Below are 15968 nucleotides of genomic sequence, written 5' to 3'. Positions count from 1 at the left end.
TGTTGCAACTGGTTGTAGATTTACCAATTCCGCCTTTTCCGTAAACTGCAAGTTTCACAGTGGGTATTCTCCTATGGTTGTGATTGAAGCAGCGACCACCGAATGTTTTTTATTCAGTCAGTAGCAAACGCCAAATTTATTAACTGAAGCTCTGTGTGAATTATTGAGCATATTTAGGCGATTGGAAAGGATCTAAAGGATTAAAAAAGCGAGAAAAAGAGTATATAAATATAATTTTTTAACTAAAATTAATTCAATAGGCCATATTAAATATATAAAGTCTAATTTAATCGATAATTATATACATGCCTATTAAAATAATAAAAATAAGAACAACAGACAAAAAAGAACAACTGACATACTTCTGATGAAGCCAGCCTCAATGGTTTTAGCTTGGCAACGATTATTGCTGAAGATTCATAGACAACAGGCATCAGCAAGTTTGTGAGCCCAGACCTCTAATATTTAGAAGTTCAAAAGACAAATTGAGCCAGCACAGGTTTCTATTGCAAATCCGATGCCAGGGATATCGCGATAGAAATGAATATTGAGGATTCCAGGCTGAGATCCATATAGAACAAATGTTTGGTCCCAATGTCTTAACTAAGCTAATCGTGATTAGCACCGAATCTCAGGCTGGCTGAATTGCCCTCCAACGGAACGGTATTTCTGGGAAGTATCTCCAAATATGGGTTCGAAGAGCATTGCTCAGGTTAGGGAGCTTAAGTCGGCACGTCATTTGTCCAACCCATTCAGAAAGAGGGAATGAGATTTAAGCAGAATTCAGATAAAACTAGGATTGTTACGATTAATAAATTTTTTCTTTTTGATTGCTAAGGGGAGGACTATCTGCCATGGCAACAGAAAGTAGGCATCCGTAAAGCAGATTGTTCCCAAATTCCATGTGCTCAAAATCTAGCTCCTTGAGTATTTATGCCTTGGGAAAGCCCAAGTCCAATTTTCTTTGGGAAATCGTTAAATTCGTTCCTGTCCCTATTGAGATGGGGTTAAGCTAAACTTTACGGATTTACTTGATGGATTAACTGATCTACCATCTCAACTCGGATCCCTATAGGATGAACATAGGATTGAATGATTCCCTATCTTCAGGTCATCTCAGGTTTTTGAGCTTTGGAAAAAACTATCCCCTGAATCCCCTGTCCATCAACACCCTAGGAGCGCTGTCTTGACCCCTCATTGGTTGCTTAAGTTCAACATCTGGAAGCGACGCCAACCCAGCTGGTCCTTGGTTAAAAGCTACGAAGCGATTAGTTCAGCATCCGTGGACTCCATCTGGCGGAAAGTGGTTGATCTAGCCGATGTATCTTGGCATCCATTGATTACCAGCACCAATGTTCCCTACGGTTTGGTGCCTAAGCCGGGTCTGATTTATCAGGCAGTGAGTCGGATGGTGCCCTTGCCGTTTCGCATTTTTGTGGAGCGAGTCAACCCTGGCGAACTGGTCAGTTTTCGCATTATTGCCTTACCCGGCGTCGAGGAAAGAGTGGTATATCGGGTAGAGTCTAGTATTTGTGGGACTTGTGTGTCCTACTCGGTGATGATGCGAGGCTGGTTATCCCCGCTAGTCTGGTCAATGATGCAGCGGCATGCAGAGACAGTGGCCCAAAAATTAGCTGAAGCAGCAGAGAATGAAGCGTTGCAATCGGTTTCTGGCTATTTACCTACCCGCAAGAATACCTGCTTTGATTTTTAATGTCCCATCGCGTAGCTATGGCAAAGCTTTGACTCAATCTAAGGGGATGGGATTCCCTGTTATTGCTCACCGATAACTGCTATTTATTGACGATGCTGTGACACATAGAGGGTGAAGGTGTTGCTGCAAAATTGATACAGTAAGAACCGATAAGAAACTCTGATAAAGAACACTATGCCCGACACGATAGCCCCTTCAGTCGCAAAAATTTTGGAGGTCTTGCAACCGGTTCAAGATCCTGAACTCCAAAAAAGCCTGGTGGATCTGAATATGATCCGCAACGTGAAAGTTGAGAATGGCATAGCAACCTTTACCTTGGTCCTAACCACTCCTGCTTGTCCCCTGAAGGAGATGATTGTTGATGACTGCAAAAAAGCGGTTCAAGCGTTACCGGGTATTGAGTCTGTAGATGTGGAAGTCACTGCAGAAACCCCTCAGCAAAAGAGCGTTCCTGATCGTACTGGAGTGCCTGGAATCAAAAATATTATTGCGGTTTCCAGCGGTAAAGGTGGGGTGGGTAAAAGCACGGTCGCCGTCAATATTGCCGCCGCCTTAGCCCAGTCCGGCGCGAGTGTGGGCATGATCGATGCTGATATTTATGGCCCCAATGTACCCACCATGTTGGGATTAGAAGATGCGGTGGTTGAGGTCCGCAAAGAAGCGCAGGGGGATGTGATGGAACCTGCGATCGCACAAGGTATCAAGCTCGTCTCCATGGGCTTTTTGATTGATAAAGACCAGCCCGTTATTTGGCGCGGTCCTATGCTAAACGGGATTATTCGTCAATTTCTCTATCAAGTGGATTGGGGAAGCTTAGATTATCTGATTATCGATTTACCCCCCGGAACGGGGGACGCTCAACTCACCCTAGCCCAAGCAGTGCCCATGGCAGGGGTGGTGATTGTCAGTACACCCCAAAATGTCGCTCTCTTGGATGCCCGTAAGGGACTAAGGATGTTCCAACAGCTAGGTGTGCCCATCTTGGGTGTGGTGGAAAATATGAGTTACTTTATCCCTCCCGATCGGCCTGAAACCCAATACGATATTTTTGGTTCTGGGGGCGGTGAAAAAATCTCGAAGGAATTGGGCGTACCTCTGATCGGCTGTGTTCCTTTGGAAATTCCAGTCCGCGAAGGTGGAGATCAAGGGGAGCCGATTGTCCTCAGTAGCTCATCTGCGTCTGCCCAAGCGTTCCAAAAAATTGCGACGGAGGTTGCGGCTAAGGTTTCGGTCGCAGCTTTGACCTAAGCGGTTAGTCTAAGTCCAACGTTTTGATGACAGCCTTTAAGCGTCGATGCTGCCATGCTGATCAATAAAACTCTGCGTAAATGGTTTCCGTGGCGAACCTGGATTCAGCCCTGGGATAATATCGACCGCTGGTTGCTGTTGTTGGCAATTGGATTAACGGTTTTTGGCGGCATTTTAATTCGAAGTACCCAAGCTACCCAGGGCTGGACCGATTGGCTCCAGCATTGGACCATTGGGGCAATTGGAGTGGCAATCGCCATGACGATTGCCACTTGGCCCTATCAAATTCTGTTGAGTTTGCACTGGCTGATTTACGCCGTCACCAACCTCTCGCTGGTGGCCGTTATCTTTATGGGCACCAGCGAACTAGGAGCCCAACGCTGGATTCCTATCGCAGGCTTTAATGTGCAGCCATCCGAATTTGCCAAGGTGGGGGTGATTATTTCCTTGGCGGCCTTGCTTCATCATCGCCCAGCCACCAAGCTATCTTCTGTGTTGCAAGTGTTGGCGATTACCTTTATCCCTTGGGCGCTGGTATTGGTGCAGCCAGATTTGGGGACTTCCCTAGTGTTTGCAGCCATTACCTTGGGCATGATGTACTGGGCCAATGCCAACTTGGGGTGGATTGTGCTGCTTTTTTCTCCCCTAATTTCGGGGATTTTGTTCAATATTCCCCCAACTTCCCATTGGCTATGGATAGGTTGGGCCATTTGGTTAGTTACGATTGCCTTTATGGGTTGGCTCAGTATTCCCTTTCGAATAATAGGCGGACTGGGTGCCCTACTGATTAATCTGGCCTCGGGTGTGTTGGGCCGAGTCGCTTGGGGATTCCTCCAGGATTATCAAAAAGCGCGGATTATTCTGTTTCTCGATCCTGAACAAGACCCATTAGGCGGTGGCTATCACCTGATTCAGTCCCGCATTGCCATTGGCTCAGGGCAGCTTTGGGGGCGTGGGTTAGAGCAAGGAACCCAAACCGGCTTAAGTTTTATCCCCGAACAACATACGGATTTTATTTTTTCAGCCGCGGGTGAGCAATTTGGGTTTGTCGGCAGTGTGGTGTTAATCGCAGCCATTTGGTTGTTATGTATGCGCCTGATTGTCGTGGCCCTGAATGCTGAAGATGATTTTGGTTCTTTAATTGCAATCGGTGTACTGTCGATGATCATTTTCCAAGTCTTTGTAAACATCAGCATGACCATTGGCTTAGCCCCAGTCACAGGGATTCCACTCCCTTGGCTGAGCTATGGGCGTTCGGCCTTGTTGACGAACTTTATTGCCATTGGCTTGGTGGAATCAGTCGCCAATCACCGCAAAAAGCGCAGATTTTAACGGGCTTACCTCCTTCGCGCAGGGGAATTAGTCCACTATGATAAAAGCTAGTGTGATGCAGTTAAGGTCTAAAACGAATGAGCGCCATGATTTTGCCCGGTTCATCAGTTCGCGTCGTGAATACGGGTGATACCTATTTCGGGTTTGAAGGTCAGGTCCAGCGGGTGGTGGATGGTCAAGCCGCCGTTATTTTTGATGGGGGCAACTGGACCAAGATTGTCACATTTCGCTTACCTGAATTAGAAGTCGTCAAACGGGGCAAGGGGAAGAAGTAAGGCATCTAAACGAACACTGCTTAGTTGTTGTGATCACGAACACAAAAAATTATTGCTGACGCATCTTTTCTAAGTAGCGATTGGCCCGGATCTCTGCCTCTGCCATCACTTGGTCTAAACTATCTATAATTTCGCCAGGGCGATTCTCCAGCACTTTTGTGGAAAGAGACACGCGCCCACGCCCTGGATCCAGGTCCAGAACAATCGCTTTAATCGGTTCTCCGATCTTCAGCACTGAGCTAAGGTTTGGCACAAAGTTTTGGCTAACTTCCTTGATATGCAGTAACCCCGTCAATCCCTGGAGCTTAATAAAGGCCCCAAAAGGCTTAAGGTCTGAAACCGTGCCATTGACGAGTTGCCCAATTTCCAGCTCTCCAATCCGACTCGATTGTTCAGCCATTCGATTAGATAAAACCAGCTTCTTGCGATCGGGATCGACTTCCAGGAAATTGACCGTCAGTTGACTGCCAATTTGTCCCTCCAGATCGTCTCGATCTAGCAAGTGGGAGCGAGGGATAAAGCCGCGCAATCCTTCTACATCCGCCGTTACACCACCTTTATTCACGCCCGTAACGGTCACCTGGATACTACGATTTTGAGATTGCAAATCTAATAGTTTCGTCCAAAGATGCTTCAGTTCTAAACGGCGAATCGACAGGGTCACCTGACCATTGGCATCTTGACCTCTGATGATCAAAAACTCCCGTTCCTCGTCCAAGGGAACTAATTCTTCCAGTACAAATTGTTTACGAAGAGAAGCCTCTTGACTCGGTAGAAAAGCAGTGGCTTTACCCCCGATATCGATATAGGCACCATCGCTATCGTAATTAACCGCTTTTCCCTGGACTGTTTGTCCTACTTCAAAAGAATAATCATGTTGGGCCAGCGCTTTGGCAAAATCGTCTGCTGAGAATGACAAGGTATCGTCCGAAAAGTCTAAAACATCTATGGCTACAATCTTATAGCAACCACCAAAGATACAAATACAAAAATATTGTGAGTTTTTAGAGGTGGAACTCTGATAGCGAAAAGGTTGAGAAAAATTTTGTCTAGAATCCCCTTTAAAATAGCCTTCCGAGAGATAGAAAAAGCTGGGATATTCACCCAGCTTTTTTACTTTCTACGATTGAATTCAAACGTTCAAGATTGATCGACAGGGTCACCCTATAGATTGGGAGGGAGTAGAACCTTATCGATTACGTGAATCACACCATTGCTCCCCATGACATCGGCTTGAACCACATTGGCATTGTTAACGGTGACGGCACCCGATTCGACGGTTACCTTCACGGGATCACCCGCAACCGTCGTCACGTCTCCAGATTCTAAATCTGTCGAAACGGCTTTTGCGGGAACCACATGATAAGTGAGGATTTTAACCAATTTATCTTTGTTCTCAGGCTGAAGTAGGGTATCCACTGTTCCAGCAGGAAGGGCAGCAAAAGCCTCTTCTGTTGGAGCAAAAACCGTAAACGGACCTTCACCGGATAAGGTTTCTGCTAATTCTGCTGCTTTAATGGCTGCAACTAAAGTTTTGAAGGATTCGTTGGCGCTGGCAACTTCAACAATTGTGCCTTCATCTGCACTAGCATCGGAGGATTCTTCCATCTCGACACTAGGTGCTTCAGAACTTGTTTCCTCAACTGGAGCGGTGTCTGCAGCAGCAGGAGCAGCCTCACCAGTACACCGAGAGTTGAGGGGAAAGTGCTCACAAAGCACTTTCATGATGGCTGGGCTTAATTCGGCAGGTGCTTCGGAGCCGCTGGTTTGAGCAGAAGCAATACTGGTAGTAGTCGTCATTAGCAAAAGGCTAATGATGGATAAACATTGGGTTTTCATTAGGACACACAAAACGCAACTGCATGAGGACGGCATTGGTCATTAGAAGACCAAGCTCAAACGTAAGGAATCTAAGAATCCGTTACGTAACTTTATAAACTATTTTGTCTAAATGTTAAAACAAAATTAGCTTTAATGATTAATGTTGCATTCTGAAGTGGATTTGTTCCCTGGAAATGGGATTCAAAGGGAGCCAAAAAGAATCAATTTTCATTTCTCCGAAACAATAATGACCGAACTTGAGACTAAAGCCCTTAAAAATTCTATTTTTGAAACTTGAACAGGCAAAAAATGGGAATAAGCAGCCTATAAAGCAATTTGAAGCTCGGATTCGGGGTTGTTCACGGTATTAACTTTCGTAAGACAATCTGGTGTCTTGACGGTCTTCTCCTGGACAATGCAACAGATATCCTATGGACACTACTTATTTATGGAGGTCTCAAATGCTCCCCACTCGGTGGTTGAGACGGCTTGCCCCGATGCTTGTCAGCTTGATATTTTTAGTAACCGCCTGTTCATCTGCTCCTAATCAATATGATCAAGTCCAAAAAGACACGACCGGGTTTGGCAAACCTGTTGCAGTCAGTAAGGACGCACAAAAAGGGGGGACGTTTAATCAATTTTTCCCCAAAAGTGAAGGAGAGTTTGATGTGGTGCCTTCCCAGGAGAAGAAAGGCTTTGCGGCTTACAAGTTAAACAAAAATGGCACCACCGTTGCGACCCTAAGTATCAACGACACCATTAGCTTGCCAGCCGCTGTTGCAAAGTACAGCTCAGCTTCAGACGAAGTTGCAGGGTATCCCAGCGTCAATCAGGGGACAACCACAACTGGTTTATTGGTCAATGGTCGGTATCAAGTGAAAGTCTCGTCTCGAGACACGTCATTTTCACAAGCGGATCGCGTGGATTGGTTGCAAAAGTTTGATCTAAAGGGATTGGCTGAACTAGAAGTGACGACTAACAAAAGTTCTGATAACAAGCAGGCTCCGAAGCTGAATGCACCCCCCGCCCTGACGCCGGCGCTACAGCCCGCAGCTTAAGCCGAACGTCTGACTGAGTTTAGCTTGGCCTACTTAGGCCAAGTCTCTATCAAAGGCCAAGTCTCTATCGAAATAGTGTTGGCAGATATTGAGGAGCCAAGCATGAGTAAGAAAATTTATGAATTAGTCGATAAGCTACCCAAGGGAGGGATCACGGTGATGGCCCTCAAGTCCCTGGATAAGTTTGTGCCCGGTCAATGGGACAACTTAGTGGGCTTTGATCACACCATCAAAACGGTGACCGGAGAGACTGACCCTGCCCTGGTGCAAGCAATTGGGGAGCGAGCCATCACTTTGTTTAATGACAAGGGGGAAGGCTACCAACGCGCCTTATGGCTCTATCAAACCGTGGACTCAGCCTCAGGCATGCTGGGAACGGCAGCCCTAGCGAATCGGATCGGTCAGGATACGTTTTTAGGGTTCTTGAAAAACATTACCCCGAAACCCGAAAAGGCCCAGACCATTGACTTGAGCGTCAAATTGGTGACCGAAATCGTGGCCTTCTGCCATATCAATGGTATTCCGGGGGATAGTCTGGGAGATTTCTTGAAGTCCTTGGGAGACTACAGTGGCGAATCGATAATGCGCATGGCTGCTTTAGTGGCTTTTGATGGCGTGATTCCCCTAGGGGCTGAGTTTTCAACCAAGGTATTGTCCAGTATCAAAGGTATGGGGCCTTCAGATTTAGACAACAACCGCACCTTTAAGGGGGTTAAAGACGCTATTCCCGGTGATAATTCTAAGGGCAAGCTGGCCTTTATCACTGAGAGTTTTGAGTCTACCCAGGGCTGGATGGATCAGTTTGTCGCAGAGAAAGGCATTACCCAGGGAGGGGTTGTAGATGGACTCTCCCGGTTTATTGAAGGCTCCCAAAGCAAGCTCGATTACCTGGGAGCCTTTCTGGATATTTCCGCCAAGTACTACGAGCATACAGGGGTGCAAACTTTAGCTCGGCGGTTGATTGAGCGATCTTTCGCTGAGTTGTAAGTCCAAAAGGGGGCAAGGTCAATCCCATAGGTTGATCTTGCCGCTAAGTCTTGATCAACGAGGGTGAGAAATTGCTCGGGGGGAGAGGAATCCGTTTCCCCAGCGTTTGTCATCGTCGGCGGTGGGTTTGCAGGCCCTCAAGTCGGTTAAGGTCATGCCTGGTTGAATCGCGGTTCGGGGCCGCGATCTCATATCCAGTAACAACGGATCACTCTCTGAAACCCATATTGAGCCAAATGGATTTGGTTTGAGGGGATTTATAGGTTAAGAATAGTTAGGGTGTGTGATTGCCTTGAGGATCGACCTCAAAGCAAGATCGTTTATTGTTCCGGTGAGAAATAAGATGGTCTTTCCCGATTCTTTGGAAATGTCGATATCACAGGCTGTTGAGGCAACCAAAGCTGCGATCGCAGATCACAAAACCTTGCTGCAGGTTGAAATTGCCATCCCCGAACTCAAGCCTTTACCCGTCGCCCAGCAATATCTCAGCCAACTGCCCAATCTAGGTGAGAACGTTAAAGTCTTTTTCTCTGATACGGGGGCAGCCGCCTTAGCCCGTCATCAATGGCAAGATATTTCCTATGAGTTGCGAGGAATTGAAGAATTAATCGACCCCGTGCAGCCCGAAAATGATGCCTTTGTTTTTATTGCCCCTACTCCAGTAGAAGTGGGTAAGGTAGAGCAAATTTGTAGCCAGGCGGGTGATCGCGTCTGTATTTTGCTGAATCCCAAGCTAGAAGACGTTTCTATTGTTGGGATTGGCATGGCCGGACGGACGCTACGAGAGCGATTTCTCAACAACATTGAATCTTGTTATTCTTTTCTGCCCTTAGAACGGGGAGCCGTGATTCGGTCCTACCCCAGCGAGTGGCAGATTTGGTGGGCCGAGGGGGAAGAAGGCGAGCATCAGATTTTGGCCACAGAGGAAAGCCGTCCTTCAGGCGAACGGATCGGTCAGCTTTTGGCGTCATTGACGGCAACAGAAGAGATCCGTAAACCAGGTCTGTTAGACAATATGCAGCAATTTTGGAAAGCCCTTACTCAGTAATCCTCCCCATGATTTCTCCTCGACGACTCATGTATGAGCAGTCCGTGGTTTATAGCGGACATCTGATCATTCCCTATATCTATAGTGAGATTGCCCAAACCCCAATCTATGCCTATCGATTGTTGTCTGAACTCGGTAACCGCAGTGAATGGCATCGAGCCAATAATCCAGCGGGTCTGCACTCCAGTCGCATAGAAGGAATTTTGGATATTGCCCGGGAGCATTTAGAGGCAGAGGTGTCCGCTATTCCCACCATGGATTACTTTAAGCAGCGCTATATCTACAAGCAGAACCTGGTGATTATTTCAGAAATTGCAGGAAAATTCTTTTATGATCACTATCCACCCACTCGGCTCAATAATATTGCCGCGCCTAAGATTTTTGCCAGTGAATTAGCCTGTATTAATTGGGTCAAAGCTGGATTGGATCGCAATTTGCAAAAATCTGCCTCTACAATGTAAGTCAACCTTTCATCCGTGCAGGAGTGCTTGTGAGCCCTACTGAAATTGCTCAAGATCCGTCTGCGGTATCCACTCAATCCTTTAGTGCCGCCCACTTTGATCAGGATGTAATGATCACTTATGGTCGTTTCCCCATCGCCCTAGAGCGAGGACAAGGCTGCCGTGTGTGGGATACAGATGGGCGCGAATATCTAGATTTTGTCGCCGGGATTGCCACCTGCACCTTAGGCCATGCCCATCCCGCCCTAGTGGCAGCAGTTACGGCTCAGATCCAAACCCTCCATCATGTCTCTAATCTGTATTACATCCCCCCCCAGGGCGATCTCGCCCATTGGCTGACCCAACACTCCTGTGCCGATCGCGCCTTTTTCTGTAACTCAGGGGCGGAGGCTAACGAAGGAGCCATCAAACTAGCTCGGAAGTATGCCCATACGGTTCTGAATATTGAGCAGCCGATCATCTTGACGGCAGATGCTAGCTTTCATGGTCGGACCCTAGCTACGATTACTGCCACAGCACAGCCGAAGTATCAAAAGAATTTTGATCCGCTGGTACCTGGATTTGAGTATGGGCCCTTTAACGATTTAGCCGCCCTCAAGGATAAAATCGCCACTCTAGATCGAGACCAACGCCGAGTGGCCGCTATTCTTCTGGAACCGCTGCAAGGTGAAGGAGGGGTGCGCCCCGGACAACTTGAGTATTTCCAAGGGGTACGCCAGATCTGTGATGACACCGGAATATTACTCATTCTGGATGAAGTTCAGGTGGGCATTGGCCGGACAGGCCACCTCTGGGGCTATCAAAATTTGGGCATCGAACCCGATGTGTTTACCCTGGCGAAAGGCCTAGCGGGTGGCATTCCCATTGGCGCTATGCTGAGCAAAGAATTTTGCAGTGTCTTCCAACCGGGCGATCATGCCAGTACGTTTGGAGGAAATCCCTTGGCTTGTGCTGCTGCTCTAGCCGTTCTCGATACACTAGAGGCCGAAAATCTGCTGGAGAATGCTGCTCAGCGAGGGGAGCAGTTGCGGACCGGGTTACGTAAAATTAAATCCCAATATTCCAACCTAATTGCTGAGGTTCGAGGGTGGGGGCTGATCAATGGCCTGGTGCTTAAAGATGAGATTGAACTCACTTCAATCGAGGTGATTAAAGCCGCAATGGAAGCGGGTTTACTGCTCGTTCCTGCGGGTCCCAAGGTTGTCCGCTTTGTTCCTCCCTTGGTGGTCAGTGAAGCAGCGGTAGATAAAGCCCTGCAAACCATCCAGCAAGTTTTGCCTGAGTTGGGATCTCGTACCTGCTGCGATTAAGGGCAATCTAGCGCTGGATAAATGAGTGCATAAAAAGCGCCCTCAGAAGAATTTATTATTATGGGCATTGATTAAGCGCTAGGAAGATTGATTAGGCATTGTTGAAGACGTAGGATAACTCTCTTGGCACCTCTCGTCCAATGAGTAGCGAATATAGATGGCGTTATCACGGACACTGGCATATTCATAGACCATCAATATGCCAGTGTCCACGCAAAAATGCATTTGTCGGAGTGAACCATGCTCTTGGGAGCCATCATAAATCAGCTTCTGATAAACCGAACTGGAAAGGGGGCGATCAAAGAAGTAAGTAAATAAAGAATTAAATTCTAGGGGATAGCCATTATCGGAAAACCGGCTGAGTCCCAAAGACATCCAGGCACTAATACTGGTGGCCTGATTATTGGAGAAGACGACCTCAAAATTCTTAAGTTGAGCCTTGGGGAAACGTTTCTTAATCCCATAAGGACTGTAGGCATAGGTCACTTGACGATCGCCAGAGTTCAGTTCCTCCGTTAGACGAGTCCAATATTGCCCAAACATCTGGTGAATGCTTGCAGGAGACTGGCCGAAAACTTCTCTAGCTATACTCTGTGGATGGTAGACTCCAGCAAGCACGAATCCCAAAAAGGCGACGATACCCAGGAATTTAGACTTCATTTCATCTATCCCAATCGTGTTCCAGTTTTCTCGCAGAATTGCTCGAATATCTGACTTCATTGGTTTGGTTCTGCTGGAATGGGGTGTCATTAGGCCGGGGCTAACTTATCCGCTGTTTTCAAGGGTGTAATATCCAACAAAGTCGTCGGTTCATCCATAATCTGGGACGTTGAGTTGAGGGTGATTTGCGGATTTTTATTAAATATCCGTAGTTGTCCGGCCACGTAGGCATAGCTGCGTTTGGGTGCATCGTCCGTACTAAAGTATCGGTTATTCAGCAGATTGACGATTGCTTTACCTGTGGAAGATTCTGTGTTGGGAATATACAAACTGAAGGGTTGTTTGACGGAACCAATCTCGATCCGGGCACTTGTCGGTGTGATCCGGCGGAGCGATCGCAACTCCGTAAACACCACAATCTTCTCTTGGTGCTGGGCCCTCGCCACAATCTCCTCAAAATCCAACCGGGAATTGAGTAAGTCTGGTATTTGAGTTTGGTACTGACGAAACCCGTCAATAATCTCAGCTCTAAAGCTCCACCAAATGCCTAAAGCTGCATAATTGTGAACCATCTCTCCATTCACCGCTAATTGATCCCAAATCCCCAAATTAGCCAATTGGGCTTCCCGTTCTGCCTGCTGGTATCGCTGATGATACTCAGGGAAGGCGACATTGCCATATTTATTAAAGTAAGGGCTATATCCTTCCCGAATCATCACTTCCTGATAATCCACGCCCTGTTTATGAATCAGTAAGAGGGGACGTCCATAGTTATCTTGATAGCGACGATGGCAAATTTCTGACGGTTCAGTACCTGGGTATTCCAGGATCACTTGATCATTGGGTTGGAAAAAATCTTGAGCGCGCTCTTTAGCCTGCTCTCCCCAGGGCGTAATGATTTTGTTGCTGCCCGAATTGGATTCTTCCGTCTCTAAGTTGAGGATACGAAGGGATTTCTCCTGTTCCAGGTGAGGAAGCCGAACGCGAATAGTATCGCCATCAACCACTCTAACAACTGTTGCGTCTATCGTCGTTCCCAAGAACATGAACAGAATAATCTATTGGTAAGTCAGTCATAACAGATATTGAGAATTTATACTTAGTTTCTGGGTCGCTTCCTCATGAATATTTACCTGCAAACGATGGCGTTCTGTGAATGTATGGGCGAAGAACAACCTCCGATAAAAGAAAAGTCCCTGAGGAGTATTGTTTCTCCTCAAGGACGGTAGGAAAGACCAGATCTAAACCTAGAAACCAGTCAGACTAGAGAGAACTAGCGAAGTCAATCGGTTGCAGCATTATCAGCGGCATCAATAGCAGGCGTACCTGCTAGGTTGATCTTCACCACTTTGTTTTGTTCGGTCTCGACTTTCGGCAGGGTGAGGGTGAGAATACCCTGCTCAAAGGATGCTTCCACCTTAGTGTTTTGCACCTCAACCGGGAGTTTGGTCGCCCGGTGGAACTGTCCATAGCGGATGTCAGAGTAGAGACGCTTTGTGTTATCTGGCAATTCTTCAACATGACGCTGTCCAGACAGGGAAATGGACTTTCGGGTTACCTGAATATCTAAGTCATCGGCTGAGACACCTGGCAAGAACGCCTTGAGAACCAGGACGTTGCCTTTATCCCAAACTTCAATGGCAGGAGACCATTGGACCGTAGACGGGTCCGCATCCACCATTCCTTCAAAGAGGCGATCGAGTTGATGACGTATCGCATCCGCTTCTTCGATGGGGTTCCAGTAACGAATCATCATAGTTTTGTACCTCGCATTGGCTGTTATCAGTGAAGCGGTAACAACCGCTCTGTTTGTTCGTTACATCCAATATGCAATACCTACTCCGTGATCGAAAATCATGAGAACCCTACAAATCATGGAGAGAAAACCTCCCCTCAATGTTTTTGATCTTGAAGCAAGAAAAAGCGTTGACTAATAATTTAGTTGTAAATAACTATTTAATTTTTCAGTCATAAAATATTTTCATATCTACTAGATATAAAGCATTGGCATCTACTCAATTGGCTTCAACTACTCAACTTAATTATTTAATTAAATTAACTGAATACCGAAATATAAAGACCGCTTATTCTTGATTCCAATTGCATGCTAAAAGTAATAGCCATGAAAATCTCTATTGACAATTTCAGTAATATCTATGCTTTTGGGGATAGTCTATCTGACATCGGTAATCTTTTTGCCCTAACAACAGGTCAGATCCCTCAATTCCCGTACTTTGAAGGGCGGCTTTCCAATGGACCCGTTGCGGTTGAATATTTAGTCAATCGACTCAATGGAACTCATTCATCTCTAGACTTGGCCCTTTCACCGTCCTTTTTGGGTGGCAATAATTACGCTTTGGCAGGCGCAGGTACGGGTCGAAATAATTCTAATGATGATGATCTAACGCCGGAGCCTCTTGATTTACCAGGCTTATTAGATCAAATTGATGCCTATCTTGAGATAGACCTTGCTTCTGCCAACGATTTATTCTTTATTTGGGCTGGTCCCAACGATTTCTTGGATAATCTGGGAGGACAAAATACGGATGATCCGGCGGTCTTAGTTAAAGCAGGCGTTGATAATTTACGGACCGCAATTGAAACATTAAGTGCTGCAGGGGCTACGCAGTTTGTTATCCCGAATTTGCTCAATTTAGGGCGGCTACCCGCAAGCGTTGCGTTCTGTCGGGAAGCCAGAGCAATTGCGATCGCATTTAATGGCCGTCTGGGATTATCCCTTGGCAATTTTGAATTGGATGCGGCAAATGCCAACTTGGGGGTTGTAGAAGTCGATCTGTTTAGTGTGGGAGAATCAGTAGCTGAAAATCCTGCCCGCTTTGGATTTACCAATATTACCGACCCGCTGTTATCCTCAATCGGCAGCGATCTGGCCTTACCCAATCCTCCCGGGTTTTTCTTTTGGGATTCATTTCATCCCACCACGCAGGCCCATGCCCTCTTTGGGGAGGTTATCTTCAATACCCTGACGGGTGACATCCCTCAACCCATGTTCAATGACATTCTTGGGACTTCCGGGAGCGATTTTTTAGTGGGGACAAGGACTGCAGATAACCTGGATGGACTAGCCGGGCACGACTTTATATTTGGTCTCGCGGGAAGCGATCGCATCGAGGGATGGCAAGGGAGCGACTGGCTGTTTGGCCATCATGGCAATGACACGATTGATGGCGGCGCTGATCAGGATGTGGTCTGGAGCGGTCCAGGCGATGATCTAGCCTTTGGCGGCGCGGGGGGGACTGGCTATCTGGCAACTGGGGAAATGACATTCTGATTGGGGATGAGGGTTCAGATCTCGTATGGGGCAATCAAGGCAATGATGATATCTTCGGCGGTCCTGGCCATGATCAATTATGGGGCAATACCGGAGATGACTTTATCCACGGCGGCGATGGCCACGACTATTTATTGGGCGGAAGTGGCGCGGATAAACTCGTTGGTGGCAATGGAGATGATTGGGCGATCGGTGGGCTAGGCGATGATGTCTTTGTCGGCAGTTCCGGTGAGGACACTTTTATTGGCGGTCTTGGCGATGATACGGTCCAGTATCGAGGATCGCTCAGCGATTTTGTTTTTAATGGGGGACCTGACTACTTTCAGGTGATGGGTGTGAGCGGAACTCATACGCTTAAAGGAATCGAGTTCTTAGAATTCACTGATGGGCGGGTGACAGTGGATAACCTTCCATTTCTGGCATCGATTTGATTTTGAGTCGGCAGGGATAGACTTATGATTTGAGTTGGATGTAGCTCGATTTGAAATTATAAATACCAATGCAAGTTTGTATAACTTTTGTATAACAAATGAGATTGAATGTTTTTGTTTGATGCTGCTGATTAATTTACGTTTTTGTTAATCCCGAATAACAGCAATATTCATGCCGATATTAATTATTTCCTGGAATAAATTCCCAAATTTCAACAAACTAAAATCAAGTCGCCTGTTCAATCTGATTCGGCAAACTGGGCAGAATAGTGATAGAAAAGTGAATGCTTTTTAGCGAGTGCAAGATGAAAGAAGTCAACGCTAGAAAACA

16 protein-coding genes and 1 pseudogene are annotated in these 15968 nt (G+C 46.8%); 12 read left to right on the top strand and 5 right to left on the bottom strand.

What is annotated here, in order from left to right; all coding sequences use genetic code 11:
- The first annotated feature begins 1186 nt into the window (after positions 1–1186).
- The 4 genes from Q0991_RS20140 (at position 1187) to Q0991_RS20125 (ending at position 4569) form a co-directional block, all read left to right on the top strand.
- Positions 1187–1714: an SRPBCC family protein gene (locus Q0991_RS20140; protein WP_299491899.1), complete on the top strand. Its 528-nt coding sequence runs from the start codon at positions 1187–1189 to the stop codon at positions 1712–1714.
- A gap of 174 nt (positions 1715–1888) precedes the next feature.
- The gene (locus Q0991_RS20135) at positions 1889–2962 is read left to right on the top strand and encodes an Mrp/NBP35 family ATP-binding protein (RefSeq protein WP_299491897.1); all 1074 of its coding nucleotides are present in this window, start codon (positions 1889–1891) and stop codon (positions 2960–2962) included.
- Positions 2963–3016: 54 nt separating this feature from the next.
- Positions 3017–4294: a rod shape-determining protein RodA gene (rodA, locus tag Q0991_RS20130; protein ID WP_299491895.1), complete on the top strand. Its 1278-nt coding sequence runs from the start codon at positions 3017–3019 to the stop codon at positions 4292–4294.
- A gap of 86 nt (positions 4295–4380) precedes the next feature.
- A complete protein-coding gene (locus Q0991_RS20125; protein WP_299491901.1) occupies positions 4381–4569 on the top strand; it encodes an NAD(P)H dehydrogenase subunit NdhS in 189 nt (62 codons plus the stop codon).
- 49 nt (positions 4570–4618) lie between these two features.
- Here Q0991_RS20125 and Q0991_RS20120 read toward each other — a convergent pair whose 3' ends face one another.
- Both Q0991_RS20120 and Q0991_RS20115 read right to left on the bottom strand, forming a co-directional pair.
- The gene (locus Q0991_RS20120) at positions 4619–5488 is read right to left on the bottom strand and encodes a S1 RNA-binding domain-containing protein (RefSeq protein ID WP_299491893.1); all 870 of its coding nucleotides are present in this window, start codon (positions 5486–5488) and stop codon (positions 4619–4621) included.
- 245 nt (positions 5489–5733) lie between these two features.
- A complete protein-coding gene (locus Q0991_RS20115) occupies positions 5734–6408 on the bottom strand; it encodes a fasciclin domain-containing protein (protein WP_299491891.1) in 675 nt (224 codons plus the stop codon).
- Positions 6409–6851: 443 nt separating this feature from the next.
- Here Q0991_RS20115 and Q0991_RS20110 point away from each other — a divergent pair, with 443 nt between their 5' ends.
- From Q0991_RS20110 to Q0991_RS20090, 5 genes are all read left to right on the top strand, one after another.
- Positions 6852–7448 carry a hypothetical protein gene (locus Q0991_RS20110; protein ID WP_299491889.1) on the top strand — a complete coding sequence of 199 codons (597 nt, stop codon included), beginning with the start codon at positions 6852–6854 and terminating at the stop codon, positions 7446–7448.
- Positions 7449–7550: 102 nt separating this feature from the next.
- Entirely contained in the window at positions 7551–8435 is an 885-nt protein-coding gene (locus Q0991_RS20105; protein WP_299491887.1) for a hypothetical protein, read from the top strand.
- A gap of 343 nt (positions 8436–8778) precedes the next feature.
- On the top strand, positions 8779–9483 hold the full coding sequence (locus Q0991_RS20100) for a DUF1995 family protein (protein WP_299491885.1): 705 nt from the start codon (positions 8779–8781) through the stop codon (positions 9481–9483).
- Positions 9484–9491: 8 nt separating this feature from the next.
- A complete protein-coding gene (locus tag Q0991_RS20095) occupies positions 9492–9944 on the top strand; it encodes a hypothetical protein (RefSeq protein ID WP_299491883.1) in 453 nt (150 codons plus the stop codon).
- A 29-nt stretch (positions 9945–9973) separates the two neighbouring features.
- Positions 9974–11254, top strand: coding sequence for an acetylornithine transaminase (locus Q0991_RS20090; protein ID WP_299491881.1), 1281 nt, complete (start codon positions 9974–9976; stop codon positions 11252–11254).
- A 78-nt stretch (positions 11255–11332) separates the two neighbouring features.
- Here Q0991_RS20090 and Q0991_RS20085 read toward each other — a convergent pair whose 3' ends face one another.
- The 3 genes from Q0991_RS20085 to Q0991_RS20075 form a co-directional block, all read right to left on the bottom strand.
- Positions 11333–11974, bottom strand: a complete 642-nt coding sequence (locus tag Q0991_RS20085) for a hypothetical protein (protein WP_299491880.1) — start codon at positions 11972–11974, stop codon at positions 11333–11335.
- Positions 11975–12003: 29 nt separating this feature from the next.
- Entirely contained in the window at positions 12004–12960 is a 957-nt protein-coding gene (locus Q0991_RS20080) for a thermonuclease family protein (protein WP_299491879.1), read from the bottom strand.
- Between the two features lie 236 nt (positions 12961–13196).
- On the bottom strand, positions 13197–13670 hold the full coding sequence (locus Q0991_RS20075; protein WP_299491877.1) for an Hsp20/alpha crystallin family protein: 474 nt from the start codon (positions 13668–13670) through the stop codon (positions 13197–13199).
- Between the two features lie 366 nt (positions 13671–14036).
- Between Q0991_RS20075 and Q0991_RS20070 the strand changes: the two genes are divergently transcribed.
- From Q0991_RS20070 to Q0991_RS20060, 3 genes and pseudogenes are all read left to right on the top strand, one after another.
- Complete coding sequence (locus Q0991_RS20070) at positions 14037–15206, top strand: SGNH/GDSL hydrolase family protein (protein WP_299491875.1); 1170 nt, start codon at positions 14037–14039, stop codon at positions 15204–15206.
- Positions 15200–15316: pseudogene (locus Q0991_RS20065) on the top strand (calcium-binding protein); the annotation flags it as partial. The gene Q0991_RS20070 and the pseudogene Q0991_RS20065, both read left to right, overlap by 7 nt.
- Positions 15317–15340: 24 nt before the next feature.
- Positions 15341–15637, top strand: coding sequence for a hypothetical protein (locus Q0991_RS20060; RefSeq protein ID WP_299491873.1), 297 nt, complete (start codon positions 15341–15343; stop codon positions 15635–15637).
- The last annotated feature ends 331 nt before the right edge of the window (positions 15638–15968 follow it).

This window comes from Acaryochloris sp. IP29b_bin.137, assembly GCF_028285745.1.
Classification (GTDB): Bacteria; Cyanobacteriota; Cyanobacteriia; order Thermosynechococcales; family Thermosynechococcaceae; genus Acaryochloris.
This window is presented reverse-complemented; position numbering and strand designations above follow the sequence as displayed.